14 protein-coding genes are annotated in these 19,510 nt (G+C 65.6%); 3 read left to right on the plus strand and 11 right to left on the minus strand.

Going from position 1 to position 19,510, the window contains the following annotated elements:
* Nucleotides 1–153: 153 nt before the first annotated feature.
* From RM531_RS00815 to RM531_RS00840, 6 genes are all read right to left on the minus strand, one after another.
* Nucleotides 154–741: an acyl carrier protein phosphodiesterase gene (locus RM531_RS00815; RefSeq protein WP_311656562.1), complete on the minus strand. Its 588-nt coding sequence runs from the start codon at nucleotides 739–741 to the stop codon at nucleotides 154–156.
* A 21-nt stretch (nucleotides 742–762) separates the two neighbouring features.
* A complete protein-coding gene (locus tag RM531_RS00820; RefSeq protein WP_311656563.1) occupies nucleotides 763–1,356 on the minus strand; it encodes a cysteine hydrolase family protein in 594 nt (197 codons plus the stop codon).
* A 55-nt stretch (nucleotides 1,357–1,411) separates the two neighbouring features.
* Complete coding sequence (locus RM531_RS00825; RefSeq protein ID WP_349255372.1) at nucleotides 1,412–1,807, minus strand: cupin domain-containing protein; 396 nt, start codon at nucleotides 1,805–1,807, stop codon at nucleotides 1,412–1,414.
* A gap of 162 nt (nucleotides 1,808–1,969) precedes the next feature.
* Nucleotides 1,970–2,392, minus strand: a complete 423-nt coding sequence (locus RM531_RS00830; protein ID WP_311656565.1) for a type II toxin-antitoxin system VapC family toxin — start codon at nucleotides 2,390–2,392, stop codon at nucleotides 1,970–1,972.
* Nucleotides 2,379–2,624, minus strand: a complete 246-nt coding sequence (locus tag RM531_RS00835; protein ID WP_311656567.1) for a CopG family transcriptional regulator — start codon at nucleotides 2,622–2,624, stop codon at nucleotides 2,379–2,381. Before RM531_RS00835 ends, RM531_RS00830 begins: the two co-directional genes overlap by 14 nt.
* A gap of 222 nt (nucleotides 2,625–2,846) precedes the next feature.
* Nucleotides 2,847–4,784, minus strand: a complete 1,938-nt coding sequence (locus RM531_RS00840; RefSeq protein WP_311656569.1) for an SMP-30/gluconolactonase/LRE family protein — start codon at nucleotides 4,782–4,784, stop codon at nucleotides 2,847–2,849.
* A gap of 118 nt (nucleotides 4,785–4,902) precedes the next feature.
* Between RM531_RS00840 and RM531_RS00845 the strand changes: the two genes are divergently transcribed.
* A complete protein-coding gene (locus RM531_RS00845; protein ID WP_311656570.1) occupies nucleotides 4,903–5,835 on the plus strand; it encodes a LysR family transcriptional regulator in 933 nt (310 codons plus the stop codon).
* On the opposite strand, the gene RM531_RS00850 is transcribed toward RM531_RS00845, so the two are convergent.
* Nucleotides 5,832–8,195 (minus strand): mechanosensitive ion channel domain-containing protein, encoded by a 2,364-nt coding sequence (locus RM531_RS00850; protein WP_311656571.1) that lies wholly within the window; start codon nucleotides 8,193–8,195, stop codon nucleotides 5,832–5,834. The genes RM531_RS00845 and RM531_RS00850 overlap by 4 nt on opposite strands.
* Nucleotides 8,196–8,363: 168 nt before the next feature.
* On the opposite strand from RM531_RS00850, the gene RM531_RS00855 reads away from it, so the two are divergent.
* Entirely contained in the window at nucleotides 8,364–9,830 is a 1,467-nt protein-coding gene (locus RM531_RS00855) for a metallophosphoesterase family protein (protein ID WP_311656572.1), read from the plus strand.
* A 3-nt stretch (nucleotides 9,831–9,833) separates the two neighbouring features.
* On the opposite strand, the gene RM531_RS00860 is transcribed toward RM531_RS00855, so the two are convergent.
* The 4 genes from RM531_RS00860 to pip all read right to left on the minus strand — a co-directional run bounded on the left by RM531_RS00860 (nucleotide 9,834) and on the right by pip (nucleotide 13,110).
* Nucleotides 9,834–10,259, minus strand: coding sequence for a GFA family protein (locus RM531_RS00860; RefSeq protein ID WP_311656574.1), 426 nt, complete (start codon nucleotides 10,257–10,259; stop codon nucleotides 9,834–9,836).
* Nucleotides 10,256–10,915 carry a pyridoxamine 5'-phosphate oxidase family protein gene (locus RM531_RS00865; RefSeq protein WP_311656575.1) on the minus strand — a complete coding sequence of 220 codons (660 nt, stop codon included), beginning with the start codon at nucleotides 10,913–10,915 and terminating at the stop codon, nucleotides 10,256–10,258. The genes RM531_RS00860 and RM531_RS00865 overlap by 4 nt, the downstream gene beginning before the upstream one ends.
* Nucleotides 10,916–11,002: 87 nt before the next feature.
* A complete protein-coding gene (locus RM531_RS00870; protein ID WP_311656576.1) occupies nucleotides 11,003–12,157 on the minus strand; it encodes an MFS transporter in 1,155 nt (384 codons plus the stop codon).
* The gene (gene pip, locus RM531_RS00875; RefSeq protein ID WP_311656577.1) at nucleotides 12,154–13,110 is read right to left on the minus strand and encodes a prolyl aminopeptidase; all 957 of its coding nucleotides are present in this window, start codon (nucleotides 13,108–13,110) and stop codon (nucleotides 12,154–12,156) included. The genes RM531_RS00870 and pip overlap by 4 nt, the downstream gene beginning before the upstream one ends.
* Before the next feature lie 934 nt (nucleotides 13,111–14,044).
* Between pip and RM531_RS00880 the strand changes: the two genes are divergently transcribed.
* Nucleotides 14,045–19,504, plus strand: a complete 5,460-nt coding sequence (locus RM531_RS00880) for a thrombospondin type 3 repeat-containing protein (protein WP_311656578.1) — start codon at nucleotides 14,045–14,047, stop codon at nucleotides 19,502–19,504.
* Nucleotides 19,505–19,510: the final 6 nt, after the last annotated feature.

Consider the following 19,510-nt stretch of genomic DNA (forward strand, 5'->3'; position numbering starts at 1 on the left):
CGGCGTTAGGCATTACCCACTGGCAAGGGATGCCTGAGCTGAATCCGTCGTCTCCTTTACCGCTGGCGGGAGAGGGCTTTCTGACACGACGCGTCAGCGGCAAGCGCCGCCGCGCCCCTCATGCTGACCTTCTCCCCGCGGGGGAGAAGGGAATCAAAACGAAAACTGGCGGTTGACCCAGTCCTGCGCATAGTCGACCAGCGCCGGGAAGAAGACATCAAACTGCTGTGCCAGCAGCCCCGTGTGCGCTGCAAGTACCGGCATCGCTTCGGGCAGGGGGCTGGGCCGGCGCAGGCGGGCGTCAACTCGGGACAGCGCCCGCGCCACGCCTGCCGGCTCGGTGTATCCGGTCAGTACCTGGGGCAGATTTACCAGACGGTCGCCGGCAAACGGGGCCCAGTCCGGCCACTCCGCGCGGGTGGCGGCGATTATCCGCTCGGCAAATGCGGGCAACGGTTCGTCATGCCACTCGGCCCAGCGATTGGCCAGCAAATGGTCGAAATGAACATCGACCAGAATGCCGCCGTAGCGCCGGAAGCGGGGCGGAAAGGCGGCAAGCAAGGCCAGCACCGCCGGGTGGCGGTCGGTGAAACTGTCCACCCGACGATGCAGCACGATACCGCTCTGCACGCTCCGCCGGCTGTCGGGCGCCAGCCGGCCGCGCACGTGATCACCCAGGATCGCGCCGGCCGGGGATGTGGCGGTGCGATCGGCGAGATAGAGATGCGCCAGGTAGTTCAAGGCGGCGCGGACCGGCCGACGTCAGTCCGGTAGATCATCCACGCCGTCGACCACCACGCCGAACAGATCGGCCACCGCGGCGAGGCTGGCCTCGTGCAGGGCACGGGCGTCGATCACCGAGCCGCCGCGGGGCAGGTCGCGGGTGGCGGTGGCCGAGGCCACCACGGTGGGCGCGTAACCCTGGTTGAACGCACCGCGCGCGGTGGAGTTGACGCACATGTGGGTCATGAAGCCGGCCAGCACCAGGTTGCTGGCGCCGATGTTCTGTAGCTGGCCGTGCAGGCTGGTGTTCACGAAGGCGTTCGGGTGGGTCTTGGTAATGACGGCTTCGCCGTCGCGCGGGGCCACCTTGTCGGCGATGGCGCCGATGTCGGTGGTCAGGTCGTAGGGCGAGCCGGGCCCGGCGTCATGCTGGATGTGAAAGATCGGAATGCCGGCGTCGCGCGCACGCACGAGTAGCCGCTGCGCCTGGTCCAGCGCCGCTTCCACGCCCGAGAGCTGCATCACGCCCTCGCGGTAGGTGTTCTGGCAGTCGATCATGACCAGGGCGGCGTCGCGCAGGGAGACCGGATCGTCGGACAGGCCGGAGACCTGGCGCAGGGTGGGGTTGCTCATGATGGGTTGATTCCTAGATTGCAGGGCGGGGCCGGCCCCGGTCCGCGGACCGGTTTCAGCGCTCGCCGGATGAGTCGATGTCTTCGTAATTGTCGTCGCGAAAGCGTGGCGTACACACCGCCAGGAATACCAGATCGGCGTTGCCGATGTTGGTTATACGCTGTCGCTGACCCGGCGGGATGACCACGGTATCGCCGGGGCCGACCGACGCGGGCGGCTGATCGCCGACTTCCACACGTCCGGCGCCTTCCAGCAGCAGATAGCGTTCGGTCGTGCCGTGCAGGCGGTGCCAGCGTGTTACCGCGCCGGCAGCCACCCGGGCCCGGACCACGGATACCGCGTCATCGGCCGGATGGTTCCACCATTCCGTGATCGCGCAGCCCTCGCGGAAATCGTATTCCGCGCCGGCGGCATGCTTTTCGATGCGGGCGGTGGGTTCGGGCTGACTCATGCGGGTGTCCTTGATTGTCCAGTCCGGCAGGCTAGTGGTATCGACGGCAGGCGACAAGCTCATGACGGCCTCGACGACAACTGTCATGACTGGCGCGAAGCGCCGCGGCTACCCGGTAGCATCAGTTCCGCAGCGTAGTCATCCCGGTCGTATTGCCAGACTCTAGATCCGGTTCCAGCGCAGGCCGGGATATATGCCGAAACCCCGGTCGAGGGTAATCCACTCGCATCCGTGCTCGATTGCCAGCGCTGCATGATAGGCGTCGGGGATCTGATTACCGTGTACCTGGGTCTGTTCGCATAGTCCCTGGAAAATGCGCCAATGCCCGCCGCCCGGCCGCAAGGTGCTGACACCATCCCGGGCAAGCAGGGCATCGATAAATGACATCGCATGCGACGATGGCGAAGGTGGATCGAAAATCTTCGGATGCGTGACCACTCGCAGAAGGCCGCTCAGTACCAGCTCGGACACGCCGATCCGACGGCCGGCGGCAAGCACTTCATCCAGCCAGTGGCGGCATTGTCGGTGATGCGTTGTGTCCTCCCGGTAGATGCTGACCAGAATGTTGACGTCAGGACTGAGCATCCATGGCGTCCAGCAGGGCAGCGTTGTCCGTCAGATCGATGCCATGTCGCGCGCCATTACCAGCGAAGCTCGGCAGCGGTGGTGGTGTTGCGCGAGATCGCGACGTCCTGGTGTCATCCAGTGCGTCGCGCAGGGCCTGCTCAAGCAATTGGCGCATAGTCAGGTTGTGCTGTGCCGCGTACGCCTTGGCGGCGCGGAATAGCTCATCATTGATATCGACGGTCGTTCTCATGCATAAAAGCATAACATCCGATATGTCGATATGTCTGCCGATTTCACATTGCGGTTCGATCTATCCCCGGACAGGTGAGGGCGGACGGTTCGTGCCGGTGTGCGGGCGCACGCCAGGGGGTATCTGTTCTCCCGCGCTTGCCACCGATGACCGCGATGACATGGCGCGCAAAAAAATGCCCGGGCGAACCCGGGCAGAAGGGATGCCTGGTTTGGCTGCTGCTCAGTCGAGCGGCAGCGTCAGGAGCGAGCCGGCCTTCATGTCCGGCACCAGCAGCTTGCGGCCATCCGCGCTCAGGGCGATGTCCGCCGCGGCCTTGAAACCGTCGCGCAGGAGCATCGGGGTGGCGCGCAGGTCGTGCAGCATGAACACGCGACCGTTGTTCCAGTCACTCACGTAAAGATTGCCGTGACTGTCGCGGACCAGGCCGTCCGCACCGCCGAAGCCGTTGTTCAGCGTGGTGAGTTCGCCGGTGTCCAGCTGCAGCCGGAACAGACGGCCGTTACCGAAGTCCGCGACCAGCAGATGGTTCGGGCCGTCCATCAGCAGGCCGTTGGGCCGGCTCATGGCATCGCTTTCCGTCGCATCAAATACCAGTTCGACTTCGCCCTCGGGCGACACGCGATAAATCCCCGCGTTGTCGCCGGCCTCGCTGCCGCTGTCGGAGACGTAGACCCGGCCCTTGCCGTCGACTTCCACGTCGTTGAGAAACGTGGCGGTGCCGGGGAAATCACCGGTATCCGCGACCACGCTGGTATCGCCGTCCAGCCCGACGCGGCGCAGCCGGGTGTTGTCGGCCACGTAAAGGGAGTCGCGCCACAGATCGATACCCTTGGGGTCATCCATGCCCTCGGCCAGCGTGCGGCGGTTACCGTCCGGGTCGATCACGGTCACGCGGCCATCGCCGTCCTTGCCGAATTCGCCGATCTCGGTGATGAATTGCCGCCCGTCGGCGTGCGCAACCACGGACTCCGGCATGGCGAAATCGGCGGTCGTTTCCGATTCGCCCGCGTTCGTGTCTGCGTCATCGCCTTTGTAGCTGATGCGATAGATCACGTCGGCGTAATCATCGGATACCAGCAGGGAACCGTCAGGCATCTGCAGCGTGTCGACCGGGCGGCCCCAGGCCTCACCGTCCTGCAGCCAGCCGTCGACGAAGACCTTTTTGCCGGTGGCATTGCCGTCTTCATCGAACGTCACCCGCATCAGGCGATAGCCGATCGGCTCGGAGCGGTTCCAGGAGCCGTGCTGGGCAACGATCGCATCGTGCTGATACTCAGCCGGGAACATGTCACCGGTATAGAAACGAAAGCCGAGATTCGCGGTATGCGCGCGGAACTCCGTGACCGGGAAGGTCACTTCCTGCGGCGGTTCCTTGTCTTCCCAGTCGCTCTGGCGGTCGTCGCCGCCGGCGTAGTAGGGAAATCCGAAGTGCATGCCTGCTTCCGGCGCCGCGTTGAGCTCGCCGGCGGGCCGCTCGTCACCCATCATGTCGACGCCGTTGTCGGTGAAGTAGGGCGTACCGGTGTCCGGCTGGAAGTCGATGCCCACCGAGTTACGCACGCCGCGTGCGTAGACCTCCATGTCGGAACCGTCCGGGTCCATGCGGATCACCGTGGCTTCGATGCCTTCGGGATCGCAGATATTGCAGGGCGCGCCCACCGTGACGTAGAGCTTGCCGTCCGGCCCGAAGGCGATGTAGCGCCAGCCGTGATGCGCCTTGTCCGGCAGATCGGTGAAGATTTCCTCGCGCATCTGGGCGAACGGCATGTCGATATCGAAGCCGGCGCCGCCCACGCGGGTGATGCGATGCTGTTCGGCCACGTACAGATTGCCCTGGTGCATGGCCACGCCATTGCCCACCTTGAGGTCATCCATCAGGGTGACTACGCGGTCGGCCTTGCGGTCCTTGTTCTTGTCGACCACGCCGAACAGTTTCTTGCCGCGCGTGCCCACGAACACCGTGCCGGTGGACTGGCCGAATGCCAGCGAGCGGGCGCCCGGCACTTCCGCGTACACCTCGATATCGAAGCCGGGCGGGAGGTCGAGCTGGTCCAGACGCTCGTCCATCGAGGCTGCACCGGCGGCGTTGGGGGTCAGGAAGGTACCGGCCAGGGTCAGGGCGATGGCCAGGGGCGCTTGTTTGATCGTGTCGTACATATCGGCTCCCGTGGGAATGCAGGCGCGCCCCGCTTCGATTCGGCGTCCGGGGCGCTGGTGTGCGATGCACAATGCCTGAGACAATGATGCAATTCCAATATCAATACCGGATTAGGCGATGTCCTATGCGTATCTTGGTCAGGTATCGCTGGGTGCACTGCGCGCGGTGCTGGCGGTGGCGGATGCCGGAAGTTTCCGGCGGGCCGCGGAAACCCTGCATGTGGCCCAGCCTTCGGTGTCGCGCAAGATCGCCCAGCTGGAAGACCGCCTCGCTTGCCGGCTGTTCGAGCGCAACTCGGCGAGCGTGACCCTCACCAGCGCGGGACAGCTACTGGTGGCGCGTCTGCCGGCGCTGCTGGCAGAACTGGATCAGACGCTCGGCGACGCGGGCAAGGCCGCGCTGGGCCTGGCGGGGGCGATCCGTGTGGGATTTTCCGAGGCGGCGATGTCGAGCTTCCTGCCGCCGCTGCTGCGTCAGGTCAAGCGCGAATGCGCCGGCTGCGAGATCGAACTGATCGAGGCCACGTCCAACGAGATCGCGGCCGGCGTGGCCGAGAACCGGATGGACGTGGGGTTCAGTCTCAGCGCGCCAGACGACCCGCTGCTGGACCGGGTGGCATTGCCCAGTGAGGCGGTCGGCGTGGTACTGCCGGACGACCATCCGCTGGCGACGGCCGCGAGTCTGTCGTTGTCCGACCTCCGCGACGAGCGTTTCATCCTGTTCCCGCGCCACGTGAATGCCCGGCTGTACGACCGCATGATCGAGTGCTGCATGGTCAGCGGTTTCAGCCCGCGCATCGACCACCAGGTCACGCCCCGCAGCCGGGCCATCGCGATGGTGGCGGCCGGGGAGGGCATTGCCACGATCTCGGCCCGGCTTCAGCACCAGTGCGTGCCGGGGACGGTATATCGGCCGCTGGCGCCGCCGGCGCCCAGCATCGAGTTCACCATGCTGCTGCGCGCCGGCACCGACACCCACTGGTCGCGGGTGATGCGGGACTGCGCCGGCCGGCTGGGGCCGTCGCCGGCCGGCGCGGCCGAAGCCGGTTAGCTGTCCGCCTCGTCGAAATCGCGATCCGTCGGCGCGTTGGTGCGCGCCCGCTGGTCCGGACGGCTGTTGTCCGCATCGGGCGCCCCGTCGGGGCCACCGTGATCCTCGATCACGTTGCCGCCATCCCCGTTGCCGACCAGGCGCAGATTAGCCGGGGGTGCGTGACCTTGCCGATCCTCGCCGAAGTACATGGTGAGGTGGGGGAACGGAATCTCGATGCCGGCGGCGTCGAAGTGGATCTTCACCAGGCGGTTGTAGGCGCGGCCCACCGCCCACTGCGAGCCCGGGTTGGTCTTGATCATCACCCGGATGTTGACCGAGCTGTCGGCCAGCGCGATCACCCCGGCCACGTTGATGTCGTCGATCACGTTCGGACCGTGCGTGGGATCGGCCTTGAGATCCTCGAACGCCGCCCGCAGCGCCACGATCGCATCGTCGATGTTCTCGCGGTAGGCAATGCCGTATTCGCCCACGTGGTAGGCGAAGTCGCGCATGTAGTTGGACACCACGCCCACCGAGGAGAACGGCACGATGTGATACGTGCCCGACAGGTCGCGGATGGCCACCGACCGGATGCTGAGCCGTTCGGCGGTGCCGGTGACACCGCCGGCGGTAACCACGTCGCCCTTGTTCATCGCGTTCTCGATCTGGATGAACACGCCGGTGATCACGTCCTGGACCATGGTCTGGGCGCCGAAACCGATGGCCAGACCCAGGACCCCGGCGCCGGCAATCAACGGCCCGATGTTCACCCCGATCTGCGACAGCACGATCATCGCGGTGAACGTAACGATGGCCACCGCCAGCGCGTTGCGGAACAGCGTCAGCAGGGTGGTCTTGCGCGCGGTAGCTTCGCCGCTGGCCAGCTTGGCCTCGATCACGCTCGCGCATACGGTCCAGAAGGCCAGTGCCAGCAGCAGGATGATGATCACGTGCACCACCATGGCGATTGCTGACGCACCGGCGTCCGAAGCCAGCCACTGGGCCAGGTTGAATACCCGCCAGGCGTCCAGCAGCAGCAGCGTGACCGTGATCAACACCAGCAGCCGAGCCACCCGCAGCACGTTCGGCACATAGGCGTTGAGCCGGTCTTCAAGCAGCGGCAGGCGGTCGCGTATGCGCCCGGCAAGATGCAGCCGGCGGCCGATCAGGCGTGACATCGCCGACAGCACCACCATGCCCACGGCCGCCGCTATCAGCGTCTGTAGCGTGGCCTTGAGCATGAACGGCAGTGCCTCTTCGGGTCGCAGCTGGCTGACCACGAACAGGATGGTGAAATAGGCCAGCGCGATGACGTGCCAGGATTTCGATGCAATGCGCAGCAGAATCCCGGCTACCGCGCCATCGCTGGCCAAGGCTTGGTTTTCCAGGCGCTCACGGATCAGGTCGCGATTCTTGAGGATCACGGTGATGGCGTAGAGATAGGCGGTCCCCATCACGATCAGACTGACCACGGACCCCGCCGCGCGGGATAGCTCCACGTTGACGATGGGTACGACCAGCATCAGCGCATAGCCGATGTAGCCGCTGAACCAGCGCAGCCGCACGCTCCACCAGTCGGCCACGTGGCTGCTGATAGGCAGTGGGCGTAATCCCTCGTAGCGCGAGGAGAACAGCGCCCGGATCAGCGCCTTGAAGATCTCGATCAGCGCGAAGGCGTTGATGAACAGCGATTCCCGCGTTCCGATGGCGCCCGCGTCGCCGAAGGCGAACAGGGCGGCGGCGTAACCGCCGGCACAGGCAGCCAGGATCACCAGAATATCCACGCCCAGCGACAGCACCATGATGGAGCCGCGCTGGATCAGGGCGGACAATCCGGTTTCGGTGGTCTGTGCCCAGCGTCCGGCGCGGGCGTAGAAGGGATGCGCCAGCAGCCGCAGCACCAGGAACAGTGCCACCGTGATCGCGATGATCACCGCCAGTGAAAACGCGCTCTGGCCGAGGGCCCGCCAGTCAATCGCGGCGCGCGAGGACTGGTTGTCACGGAATGCTGCCATCGCGGCTGACACCTGGGTGCCGAGGTCTTCCGCCAGCGCCTGGGTGGTGCGGGCCACTCGCCGGGGCAGGGATACTTTCTCTGCCGGAATCGCCGCCGGCGTATCTGCTGCCGCCTCGTCCGCCGGAGCACTCCCTTCGTCCGCCGTGGCCGGTTCGTCCGCCATGCCGCGTAGCTGGGCGATGAGCTTCTCGCGGGCGGCGTCATCCTCGAGCAGGTCCGCCAGCGTGGCGTAGGAAACCTCCGCCTCTCCAGACGGTGCGGTATCGGCCTGCGCCAGCGCGGGCTGGCCCAGCAGCGGCGCCATGCCGGCCAGTATCAGCAGGACAAAACCAAGGGAACGAATGCGGATCGTATCGGCCACGATAGGTGCTCCGGTTGAATTCGGCTGCCCGCGCGCGAAGTCGCTCACCGCGCCCAGCAAGGTCGGGTAACCTAAAGAAATCGTCGGGAGAATTCAAAAATTTACGCGCGATGCGCGGCGGGGTTTCACCACCGCCGGTGTGTCGCAGTCCTGCCATCGAGTCACCGCATGAGCCGCCCCCTGACTAACACCGTCGACATTCCGGTTGCTGATACCACCGTTGGTCCGCTGCTACTGCTGCGCGCGGCCGACCGGGACTTCATCAGTCTGGCTGCGGTGGTGATCACGCCGGTCGACGCGAGACCGGCCCGGCTGCGCGCGCCCTTGCGGTCGGTGAAGCCGCTGGCGCTGGCCCGGCTTGCCGGGGTCGCAATCTGGCGTTTCGACTTCCGTCTGTCGGCCCGGCCGGATGCCGGTTACTACTATGGCGATCACTGGTATCCGGTGCGCGCCGATCTGACCGGCGATCTGGACCTGGCGTTCGTGGCCTGCAATGGCCGCGAGCAGGGTGATACCCGCCGGGACCTGTCCGAGCGCAATGCGCTGTGGCGGCACCTCGCGGCGGTAAATCGGGTGTCCCCGCTGCACCTGCTGCTCCACGGTGGCGATCAGCTCTATGCGGATGAGCTGCTGTCGCTGGACCCGGTTCTGCGGGCGTGGGCCGATCTCGATGCGCCGCTGCCGGCCGACGACGAAATTCCCGCCGATCTTGACCGGCAGATGCTGGCCTACATGGTCCGTCGGTACTGTGATCTCTATCGGCAGCCCGGCATCGCGGCGCTGATCACCCGCGTGCCCTCGCTGATGATGTGGGATGACCACGACATCTGCGACGGCTGGGGATCGCTGCCCGTCGAACGTCTGGACCACCCGGTGGGGCGGCTGGTGTTCTCGGTGGCGCGCCGGGCCTTCTGTCTGTTTCAGTTGGGCGTCGATCCGGATCAGCCCCTGCCGGGACCGATGTGGGACGCCGGGGGTGACCATGTCGGCTGGGGGGTGGCGCTACCCGGCGTGGATATCGTGGCACCGGATCTGCGCTCCCAGCGTCGACCGGATCGCGTACTGGCGCCGTCCGGCTGGCAAGCGCTGACACGGTCGCTGACCGCGACAACGGCGGAACGGGTTCTGGTGATTTCCAGCGTACCGGGGCTGGGGCCGCGCCTGTCCGGGGTGGAAACGCTGCTCGGTCTCTGGCCCGGATCGCAGAAGTACGAGGATGATCTGCGTGATCAGTGGCAGAGCCGGGCGCATCGTGAGGAATGGCGATGGTTTCTCGAAGCGCTGCTGGCCGTGCATGAGCGTGACGATCAGCGGGTCACGCTGCTCTCTGGCGAAATCCACCTGGCCACCCGCGGCGAGCTGGCCGCCAGTACGGTGCCACTGCATCAACTGGTAGCCTCGGGCATTGCCCATCCGCCGCCGCCCACCGGCTATGCTCGCGCCCTGGGCGCGCTGGCCAGACTCGGTTCGTCGCCGCTGCCCGGGCACCCCATCCGGATGCGGCCGTTACCGGGCCAGCGGCGAATCTACTGCAACCAGCGGAATTATCTGCTGCTGCGGCGTCGCGAACGGGCCTGGTCGGCCTGCTGGCAGCTCGAATACGACGGCCCGAGCCCGTTGCTCGGGCTGGACTGATAGTCAGGCCGGCGGATTGCCCGGCAGCCGCGTGATGTCGTCGGCCAGCCGGGCGCTGGGCAGGGCCGAGTCGCACCACAGCGCCTGGGTGGGTTCGACCCAGGCCGGATTATCCAGCGTACCGGCCTTGACGAATGCCATGCCGGGCAGCACCGCCACGTCCGAATACAGCGGCGAGCCGCAGTCCCCGCAGAAATAGCGGTCCACCGGCTGGCCGCTGGTGCCGGTATCGCGATAGCAGCGGGGCTGGCCGGCATCGAAGTGTAGCGCGGACAGCGGCACGGCGATCATCACCGAATAGGCCGAGCCGCTCTGCTGCTGACAGTTGCGGCAGTGGCAGACCGCGGACATCGCCGGCGCCTCGGTAACGGTGTAGCGGATGCTGCCGCAAAGGCAGCCGCCCGCGGCCGGCATGGGGGCCGTGCTCATGCCTTTTCATCCCCGGTCACGATCTTTTCCGCCCATTCGTCCAGGGTGATCTCGCCTTCCTGTTCGACCGCTGCACGCTCATGCGGGCGCAGCACGTCCTGCATGCCGTCGATGCGCTTCCAGCCGGCGACCGGGGTTTCCCGGTCCGCGGCGGGCACATAACGGGACTGCTTGATCTGCTTGTAGCGGTGGATATAACGAGGGCAGTTCTGCCACAGCTCGTGCAGTCCGACGCGTACCACCAGCTCGGCCTCCTGCCATTCACTCAGCAACGGGTCGGTGGCGCACACCGACCCGCGGCCCTGCAGGCGGATGCGGTGCGGGGTCTCGAAATCGATGAACAGCATGCCGATCTCGGCGCAACTGTCGATGTTGCCCATCGAGTAGTACATGCCGTTGCCGTCGTAGCTGGGGAAAGCCAGGGTCTGGTCGTCCAGCACCTTCACGAAGCCGGTCGGTCCGCCCTTGTAGGAGACCGTCGGGCGTCCCTTGGGGTCGATGGTGGTCAGGAAGAACATGTCGCGGGATTCGATGAAGGCCTTCGCCTCCGGGGTGATCTCGGTGGCCATGGCCACGTCCTCCACCCGATCCGCGATTCCGCGGGTGCCGAAATGGTCCTGAAAGGCCCGATGTGGTTCTTCGTATAGTCGGCTCATGGCTCCTCCACCATCGCTGCAACAGAGCGCAGCATTGGCCCAACATCGGGCGGCGGTCAAGCCCGTTGTTGCGGACCGCTCACGAGGTCAGTCCGCGTGCCGGTGAAAATCCATGCGGGCGATCAGCGGCAGCACCAGCAGGCCGTAGGCCAGCATCGGCCAGATCGGCAGTTGCGGCCGCTGGAACAGCTCCGCCAGCAGGCCGCCGGCCAGGGGCACCGCGAAGGCCATGCCGTAACCCACCGCGAACATGCCGGCCGAGAAGGTGCCGGTATCGCCGGGCGCCACCACATGCGGCGCGGCTGCCACCATCAGGATCAGCTGGATGGCGGTGGCGCTGCCCAGCAGCACCGCGGCCACCAGCGCGGCGTTGCCGTCCAGCCACAGGAATGCCAGTCCCCCGGTGACCGCCATCACGCCGGTGATAAGAACCGGCTCGCGGCGGGCCACCAGACGCGGGGCCATCGGCACCATTACCAGCGATGCCGCCCCCTGACTGAGGTTAAACCAGAACAGGGTGGTGGCCAGCCGGTCGGCCTCGCCGCGCGCACCTAGCAGATCCGCCATATAGGCATTGGTGCCGAAGAACAGCGTGGAGGCTGCGCCCAGAATCAGCCCGAACGACCACATGCGCCGGTCGCCGCCAAGAATCGAACCCGGGGTTCCCGGTTCCGCATCCGGGGCCCGGTCGGACGGGCGGGTCAGCAAGACGGCAATGAGCAGGGCGGGCAGGGACCACACCAGAAGGGTCAGACGCCAGTCGTTGCCGGTCAGCGGCATGATCAGCGGCAGGGTCAGACCCGCGCCCAGAAACTCGCCCAGCAGCATGCCGTTCATGTAAACCGCCACCGCCAGTGCGGTGAATCCCGGGCACCAGCGGGCCACGATCGCCGGCAGCGCCGGCTGCATTACGGCAATGCCGAAGCCCATGACCGCGGTGGCGGCAAACAGCAGCGCGGCGGGTGGTGCCAGGCCGCGAGCGGCCGAGGCCAGGGCCATCAGCGCCACCGCCATCACCAGGGCCCGGCGGGCGCCCAGGCGGCCGATCAGCCAGGCGCCGGGCAGGGCGCCTAGGCCCAGCATCAGGACCGGCAGGGTGGTCAGCGCACCCACGCCGGCAGCAGCCAGGCCCAGCTCCCCGCCGATCTGCGGCGCCAGGGCCGGGGCCACCAGCACCGGCACGCGCAGGTACACGCCGGTGAACCAGAGCAGCGCCAGCAGCGCGAGACGGGACGGCGTCAACGGGACCCGAAACGATCGGTGGCGGCCAGCAGCTCGTCGCGATTGCCGGCCTCGAAGGCGGAATGGCCGGCATCCGGCACGATGCGCAGGTCGGCCTCCGGCCAGGCCTGGTGCAGGTCCCAGGCATTGCGCAGCGGGCACACCACGTCGTAGCGCCCGTGCACGATCACCGCCGGAATATGGCGGATGCGATCCACCCCGCGCAGCAGTTCGTCGTCGCGCTCGAAGAAGCCGCGATGAATGAAGTAGTGGCACTCGATGCGGGCGAAGGCCAGGGCGAAGCTGTCGTTGGAAAATGCCGCCTGCGCGTTGGGGTTGGCGTGCAGGAAACTGGTGGCTGCCTCCCACACCGACCAGGCCCGGGCTGCCGCGCGCCGCACGTTGCCATCGGGATCGGTCAGGCGTCGGTAGTACGCGGCCACCATGTCGTCGCGTTCCTCGGGTGGAATCGCCGCCACGTAGGTTTCCCAGGCATCCGGAAACAGGTTGCTGGCCCCGGACTGATAGAACCAGGCGATTTCCTGCTGCCGCAGCATGAAGATGCCGCGCAGCACCAGTTCGGTGACCCGGTCCGGGAATGCCTGGGCGTAGGTCAGCGCCAGTGTCGAGCCCCAGGAGCCGCCGAACACCTGCCAGCGATCGATGCCCAGGTGCGTGCGAAGTCGCTCGATATCATCGACCAGGTCCCAGGTGGTATTGGCCTCGAGGCTGGCGTGGGGCCGAGAACGGCCGCAGCCGCGCTGGTCGAACAGCACGATGCGATAGATGGACGGATCGAAGAACCGCCGGCTGCGGGCATTGCAGCCGCCGCCGGGACCGCCGTGCAGGAACACCACCGGCTTGCCCGCCGGGTTGCCGCACTGCTCGTAATACAGCGTGTGCAGGTCGGAGACGGCGAGTTCGCCCTGATCGTAGGGATCAATGTCGGGGTAAAGCGAAGGAGCTGGACACATGGGGTATTGGGAGCGAATGTAGCGTGCAATTGTGGCATGGGCGTATCACCTGACGATCCGATCTGGCTAAGCTCCTCGCTCAGGGATGCCGCAGACGTTGCCGTAGTCTTGCGCGCGGACACGGCTGAGCCTGTAGTGCCGTGAGTGCTGGCTTTGCTTGTCGGCTCGGTCCGATTGCTACCAGTATCCCCTCAAATCGTCGGCCGGCATTGCGACGGAATGAAGCCGGAAAATGGCGCAATCGATATCCGGGGTTTTCGGGAGGGTCCGCCGATCCCAGCAACGGATCGGCAGGCAGATTTGTGCCGGGCCCGCTTTTCCTTTTTCGCAACCGGGTAAACGCGTGGATTATTCGTTGCGCGCCGATGGGGCGACGCCTCCTTGCGTTACCGCGGTCTTTTTTGATACGAATCGGGAAAATAAGCGCAAACAGATTTGAAGTCTTCGCCCTTGGTGCTGGTGTTGCGTCTCGGCGCACCGTTGCAGTTCCGGTGGGTAACAGCGCAGAGGCTAGGTGTGGCTGTGAGATACCCGTACCACGTCGACTGCTTGCTCCTCGCCGTAACCCATACCTTTAAAGGGCGAGATGTAATCGAGGGGCAGTTCGAATCCCCTTTGGGTGTCAGACCTCGCTCGAGGGGGAACCATCATGGCTACGCGATTTACCAGGATCTGTTCGCGCACGGTAGCCGCTTCGGCCGCGCCAGCCCGTTCCTCGGCGGTGAAAGTGGCTAGAAAGACTTGCCTGATCACCATTGTATTTGGCGCGGCGCTGATCCTGGCAAGCTGCGGTGGAGACGGCGCCGGGCAAAGAGCACCTGCATCCGGCCTGTCCGGGACCGGGCAGAAGGGCCCGTTTCAGCCCGGTGGTACCGCCGTCGCGTTTCAACTGGGTGCTAATGGCGCCCGTACAGGAGGGCAAACTAGCAAGGCGGTGAACGACACCGGTGCCTACAGCCTGCCCGATCTGGACTGGAGCGGACCCACTGAACTCCAGATCAGCGGCTCTTTCTTCGACGAAACCACAGGTAACTTCTCCAGCGGTAATCGCACCCTGCGCGCGCTGACCGACGCACCCGAAGCCGCTAACGTCAACATTTTCACCCACCTTACGGCAGCCCGCATTCAAGCCCTGCTGGGCGATGGCATACCCTTCGGCGACGCGCGCACGCAAGCCCGGGGCGAACTCTCCACCATAATGGGCACCAACGCCGCACCGACCGTGCTGGATCTGTTGCAGGACAGCGACAACACCGACGACAGTGCCAACCTACTGCTTTTCTCGGGCGCGGCGCTTACTGCCGGCGGCGGGCAGAACGCCTTGGACGCCATGGCGGATGATTTTGCTGACGATGGCCTGATCAACGACGGAGGCAGGGATGCCTTCAACGCCATTGGCCAGGCCGCGGTCGGCAATGCCGACTTGCTGGCCGACGCCCGGACGAACCTGATGAATCAGTTCGGTGTGACGCCACCGGATGATGCTGATGGCCAAGCCCCGGCGTGGCTGCCTGAAGACACCGACGGCGACGGTGTCGCGGATATCGACGACAACTGCCCCGCGACCAGCAATCCCGATCAAACGGATACGGATGGTGATGGATCGGGTGACCCATGCGACGACCTGACCGATCGTGATGACGACGGCGTTGGAGACGCCAGCGACAACTGCCCGACGACCGCGAATCCCGAACAGGTTGATAGCGACGGGGACGGCATCGGGGATACCTGCGACAACTTCAATGATACCGACGGTGACGGCGTTGCCAATGCGTCGGATAACTGCCCGGCGGCAGCCAATCCCGACCAGGAAGATATCGACGATGATGGCATCGGTGATGCCTGCGATGAATTTAACGACAGCGACGACGATGGTGTCGCCAACGGCAACGATAATTGCTTCGCAACAAACAATCCTGACCAAGACGATGCCGACGGTGACGGGATTGGCGATGCCTGCGACAGCCTAAACGACAGTGACGGCGACGGCATCGCCGATGCGATTGATAACTGCCCCGGCATGGCTAATGGGAATCAGCCTGATGCGGATGGCGACGGCATTGGCGATGCCTGCGATGGCATCAACGATCGCGATGGCGATGGCGTGGCCGAGGGGCAGGACAATTGCCCGTCGATTGCCAATATGAGCCAGACCGATACCGACGGTGACGGCCTGGGCGACGCCTGTGACGAGCTGACCGACAGCGACGGTGACAACATCGCCGATGGTGAGGATAACTGCCCGGCGAATGCCAATCCGGCCCAGACCGATACCGATGGCGACGGCCTGGGCGATGCCTGCGACGACCTCAACGACAACGACGGCGACGGCGAGGCCAACGACGCTGACAATTGCCCGGACACCGCCAATCCCGATCAAGCCGATGTCGACGGGGACGGTGTTGGTGACGCCTGCGACGATCTGAATGATAACGACGGCGATTCCGTCGCCAACGCCGGCGACAACTGCCCCGACGCCGCCAATCCCAATCAGGCCGACGTCGATGGCGACGGCATCGGGAATGTCTGCGACGAGCTCAACGACAACGACGGCGACGGCGTCGCCAACGGCACTGACAACTGCCCCGACGCCGCCAATCCCGATCAGGCTGATGGCGATGGCGATGACATCGGCGATGTCTGTGACAATCTGACCGACAGCGACGGCGACAGTATCGCCGATAGCGACGACAACTGTCCGGCCAGGGCCAATCCGGACCAGATCGATACTGACGGCGACGGCATTGGTGACGCCTGCGACAACCTGACTGACAGTGACGGCGACAATATCGCCGACGGTGATGACAACTGTGCCGATACCCCCAATCCCGGTCAGGAGGACGTCGACGGCGATGGTGTTGGCGATGCCTGCGACGGCTTGAACGACAATGATGGCGATATCGTTGCCAACGATGTCGACAACTGCCCCGATACCCCCAACCCCGATCAGATCGACACGGACGGCGACGGTATCGGCGACGCCTGCGACGACCTGAACGACAACGACGACGACGGTCTGGCCAACGACACTGACAATTGCCCGGATATGGCCAACCCCGACCAGGCCGACGTTGACGGCGACGGTATCGGCGACGCCTGCGACGACCTGAACGACAACGACAACGACGGTGACGGTATTGCGAACGGCAGCGACAACTGCCCCGACACCCCCAATCCCGATCAGGCCGACGTCGACGGCGATGGTATCGGCGATGCCTGCGACGACCTGAACGACAACGACGGTGACGGTATTGCGAACGGCAACGATAACTGCCCCGACACCCCCAATCCCGATCAGAACGACGCGGATAGTGACGGTTTGGGTGACGCATGCGACGACATGACCGACGGTGACGGAGACGGCGTCGCCGACGACAACGACAATTGCCCGGCCACTCCCAATCCCGACCAGGAGGATACCGACGGCGACGGCTTCGGTGACCTCTGCGACATCGCGGCTGCCCCCGGCAGCATCACCGGCGCCGTCTTCGGGGGCGGGCAGCCAGCGGTCGGGGCGATGGTCACGCTGTATGCCGCCGGGGAAAGTCCGGGCGATGCCACCGTTGAACTGGCCGGCGCCATGACCGACGGCGATGGGCGTTTCACTATCGACCTGATGTCGTTGGTAACGAGCGGCGATCTGGCCGAGGGTCAGCTCGTCTACCTGACCGCGAGCGGCGGGGGCGCCGCCGGTGGCGGCGGTGTGAACAGCGCGAGCCAGCTAATGACCGTGGTGGGGCCCTACTGCGATCCGGCGGACTCCGGGTGCGATTTTCCCGATTCCGTCACCATCAACGAGCTGACCACCGCGGCCGCGACCTCGGTGCTGCAGGATTTCATCACCTTCGTGGATTGCCCGGATATCGTGGGCAACGCCACCCCCGGCACCTGCGCAGCCATTCCCGGTGCCATTGGCCTGAATGCCCGCGCCGGGACCCTTGGCGCCCTGGTGAACATCGGTAGCGGCCGGGCGTCGGATTTTCTGGACGCTAACGCTGCGGACAGCCCGGCTATCGCCGCCACCCGGCGACGGCTCAACAGCATGGGCAACATCCTGGCCGGTTGCGTCACCACCGACGGCCCGGAGGCGGCCGGCTGCGGCGATCTCTTCGACGTCACCATCAGCGCCGACAACACCCTGGCCGCGGCCTTCCAGATCGCGGCCTACCCGGCGGTGAACGTCGCCGGGGACAGTCTGTTCGCCCTCCAGCCCGCAACACCGGTCTACACTCCGGCGCTGAGCGCCGCGCCCGACAACTGGACCGTGGGCGGGCAGCGCTTTGCCTATGCGACCAACGCCGGCGACGACTCTGTGTCCGCGTACCGCCGCAGCGACACCAGCGGTGCGTTGGTCGAGCAAGCCGGTTCGCCGTTTGACTCCGGCACCGGGGCGAGATCAGTCACCGTCCACCCGAGCGGGGCCTTCGCTTACGTTACCAATACAGGCGACGGTAATGTCTCGGCCTACCGTGTTGACCCGGCCGCCGGCGAACTGACCCAGGTGGCCGACTCGCCGTTTGCCGCCGGTGAAGATCCGATATCGGTCACCGTCGATTCGAGCGGGGCCTTCGCCTATGTCGCCAACGAAGGCGACGACACCGTCTCGGCCTACCGCATCGATCCTGCCACCGGCTCGCTCACCGAGCTGGACGACTCGCCGTTTGCCGCTGGCACTGAGCCGCAGTCGGTAACCGTCCATCCGAGCGGTGGCTTCGCCTATGTCGCTAACGCCGGCAGCGACAATGTCACGGCCTACAGCATCCATCCAGCCAGCGGCGCGCTCGCAGAGTTGGCCGGCTCGCCGTTTGCCGCCGGCGATCAGCCGGTGTCGGTCAGCGTCGACCCGCGCGGTGCCTTCGCTTATGTCGCCAATGCCGACAGCGACAATGTCACGGCCTACAGCGTCGACCAAGCTAGCGGTGCGCTCACTGAGTTGTCCGGCTCGCCGTTTGCCGCCGGCGATCAGCCGGTGTCGGTCAGCGTCGACCCGCGCGGTGCCTTCGCCTACGTCACCAGTGAAAGTGGCGATAATATCTCGGCCTTCCACGTTGACCAGGCCACCGGCGAACTGACCCAGGTGGCCGATTCGGCGTTTGCCGCCGGTGAAGATCCGATATCGGTCACCGTCGATTCGAGCGGGGCCTTCGCCTATGTCGCCAACGAAGGCGACGACACCGTCTCGGCCTACCGCATCGATCCTGCCACCGGCGCGCTGACCGAGATCGACGCCGCCTCCCCGTACTTCGCCGGGCCGAGATCGTTCCCCTCCGACATCGCGGCGGCGCCGTCGGGGCGCTTCGCCTATACCGCCAACCCGGGCAACGACAGCGACGTCACCGCCTTTGCCATCGATCCGCTGACCGGCGCGCTGGCCCAGACGCCGGATTCGCCGATAAGCAGCCGTGCATTGGATAACGACGAAGCCAATGCGGTCGCCGTCGACCCCACTGAATCCTTCGTCTACGCGACCCAGAACAGTGCCACCGGCGACGGCGACGTGCTCGGCTTCACCATCGACGGCGCCACCGGCGATCTGACGGAAATCGACGACGGGCCGCTAGACAATCTTCCGGAGTCTCCGTTTCCTTCTGGTGACGAGATCAGCGATATCATTGTTGAACCGTCCGGCATGTTTGCTTTCGTCACTGAACGCATCACGTTGGCCACCGGCAGCCCGGGGAACATCCTGTCGTACAGCATCGACGGGCGAGGCGCGCTGCAAGGCGACGGCGGCTCCTTGTTTGGACAGGACGCTACCGGGGAACGGCCGGAAGACGTCGCCATCACTCCGAACGGTGAATTTGCCTACGTCGTTAACCGCTTCGGCGGCAGCGTTTCCGGCTACCGCGTCGACCCGGATGGCGGCACCGCTGGCGTGCTCATGGAACTGCCCGGGTCTCCGTTCTCCACGGGAACTGCCCCCACCGCGATACAGATCAGCCCGGATGGCGGCTTTGCTTACGTCACCCTGGGCGGAGACGATCTGCAGACTTTCGTGATCGACGCCACGACCGGCGCGCTCACCGAAGTGATGGGCTCGCAGGTATCCACAGGCGATTTTCCGTCGGATATTGCCATCGGACCCGACGGCGCCTTCGCCTACGTGCTGAACCTGAGCGACGACAGCATCGAGGTGTACGCGCTCAACGCCAGCGCTGGGGCCCCCGGCGACATGCCCGAGCAGACGCTGGCAGTGGAAGAGGGCGCGAGCGCGATCCTGATCGATCCGACCGGGCGTTTTCTCTACGCCACGAACGGGAGCTTCGGCACGTCGGGTAGAAACAACGTTTCGGGCTATAGGATTAATCCAGCCACGGGAGAACTCAGTGAGATCGACCTCGCTTCACCCTTCGCCGCGGGTAATGCGCCATCTTCCGTGACGACCGGGCCCTGACGGGTG

This window comes from Spectribacter acetivorans, from assembly GCF_031846305.1.
Taxonomy (GTDB): Bacteria; Pseudomonadota; Gammaproteobacteria; order Nevskiales; family Salinisphaeraceae; genus Spectribacter; species Spectribacter acetivorans.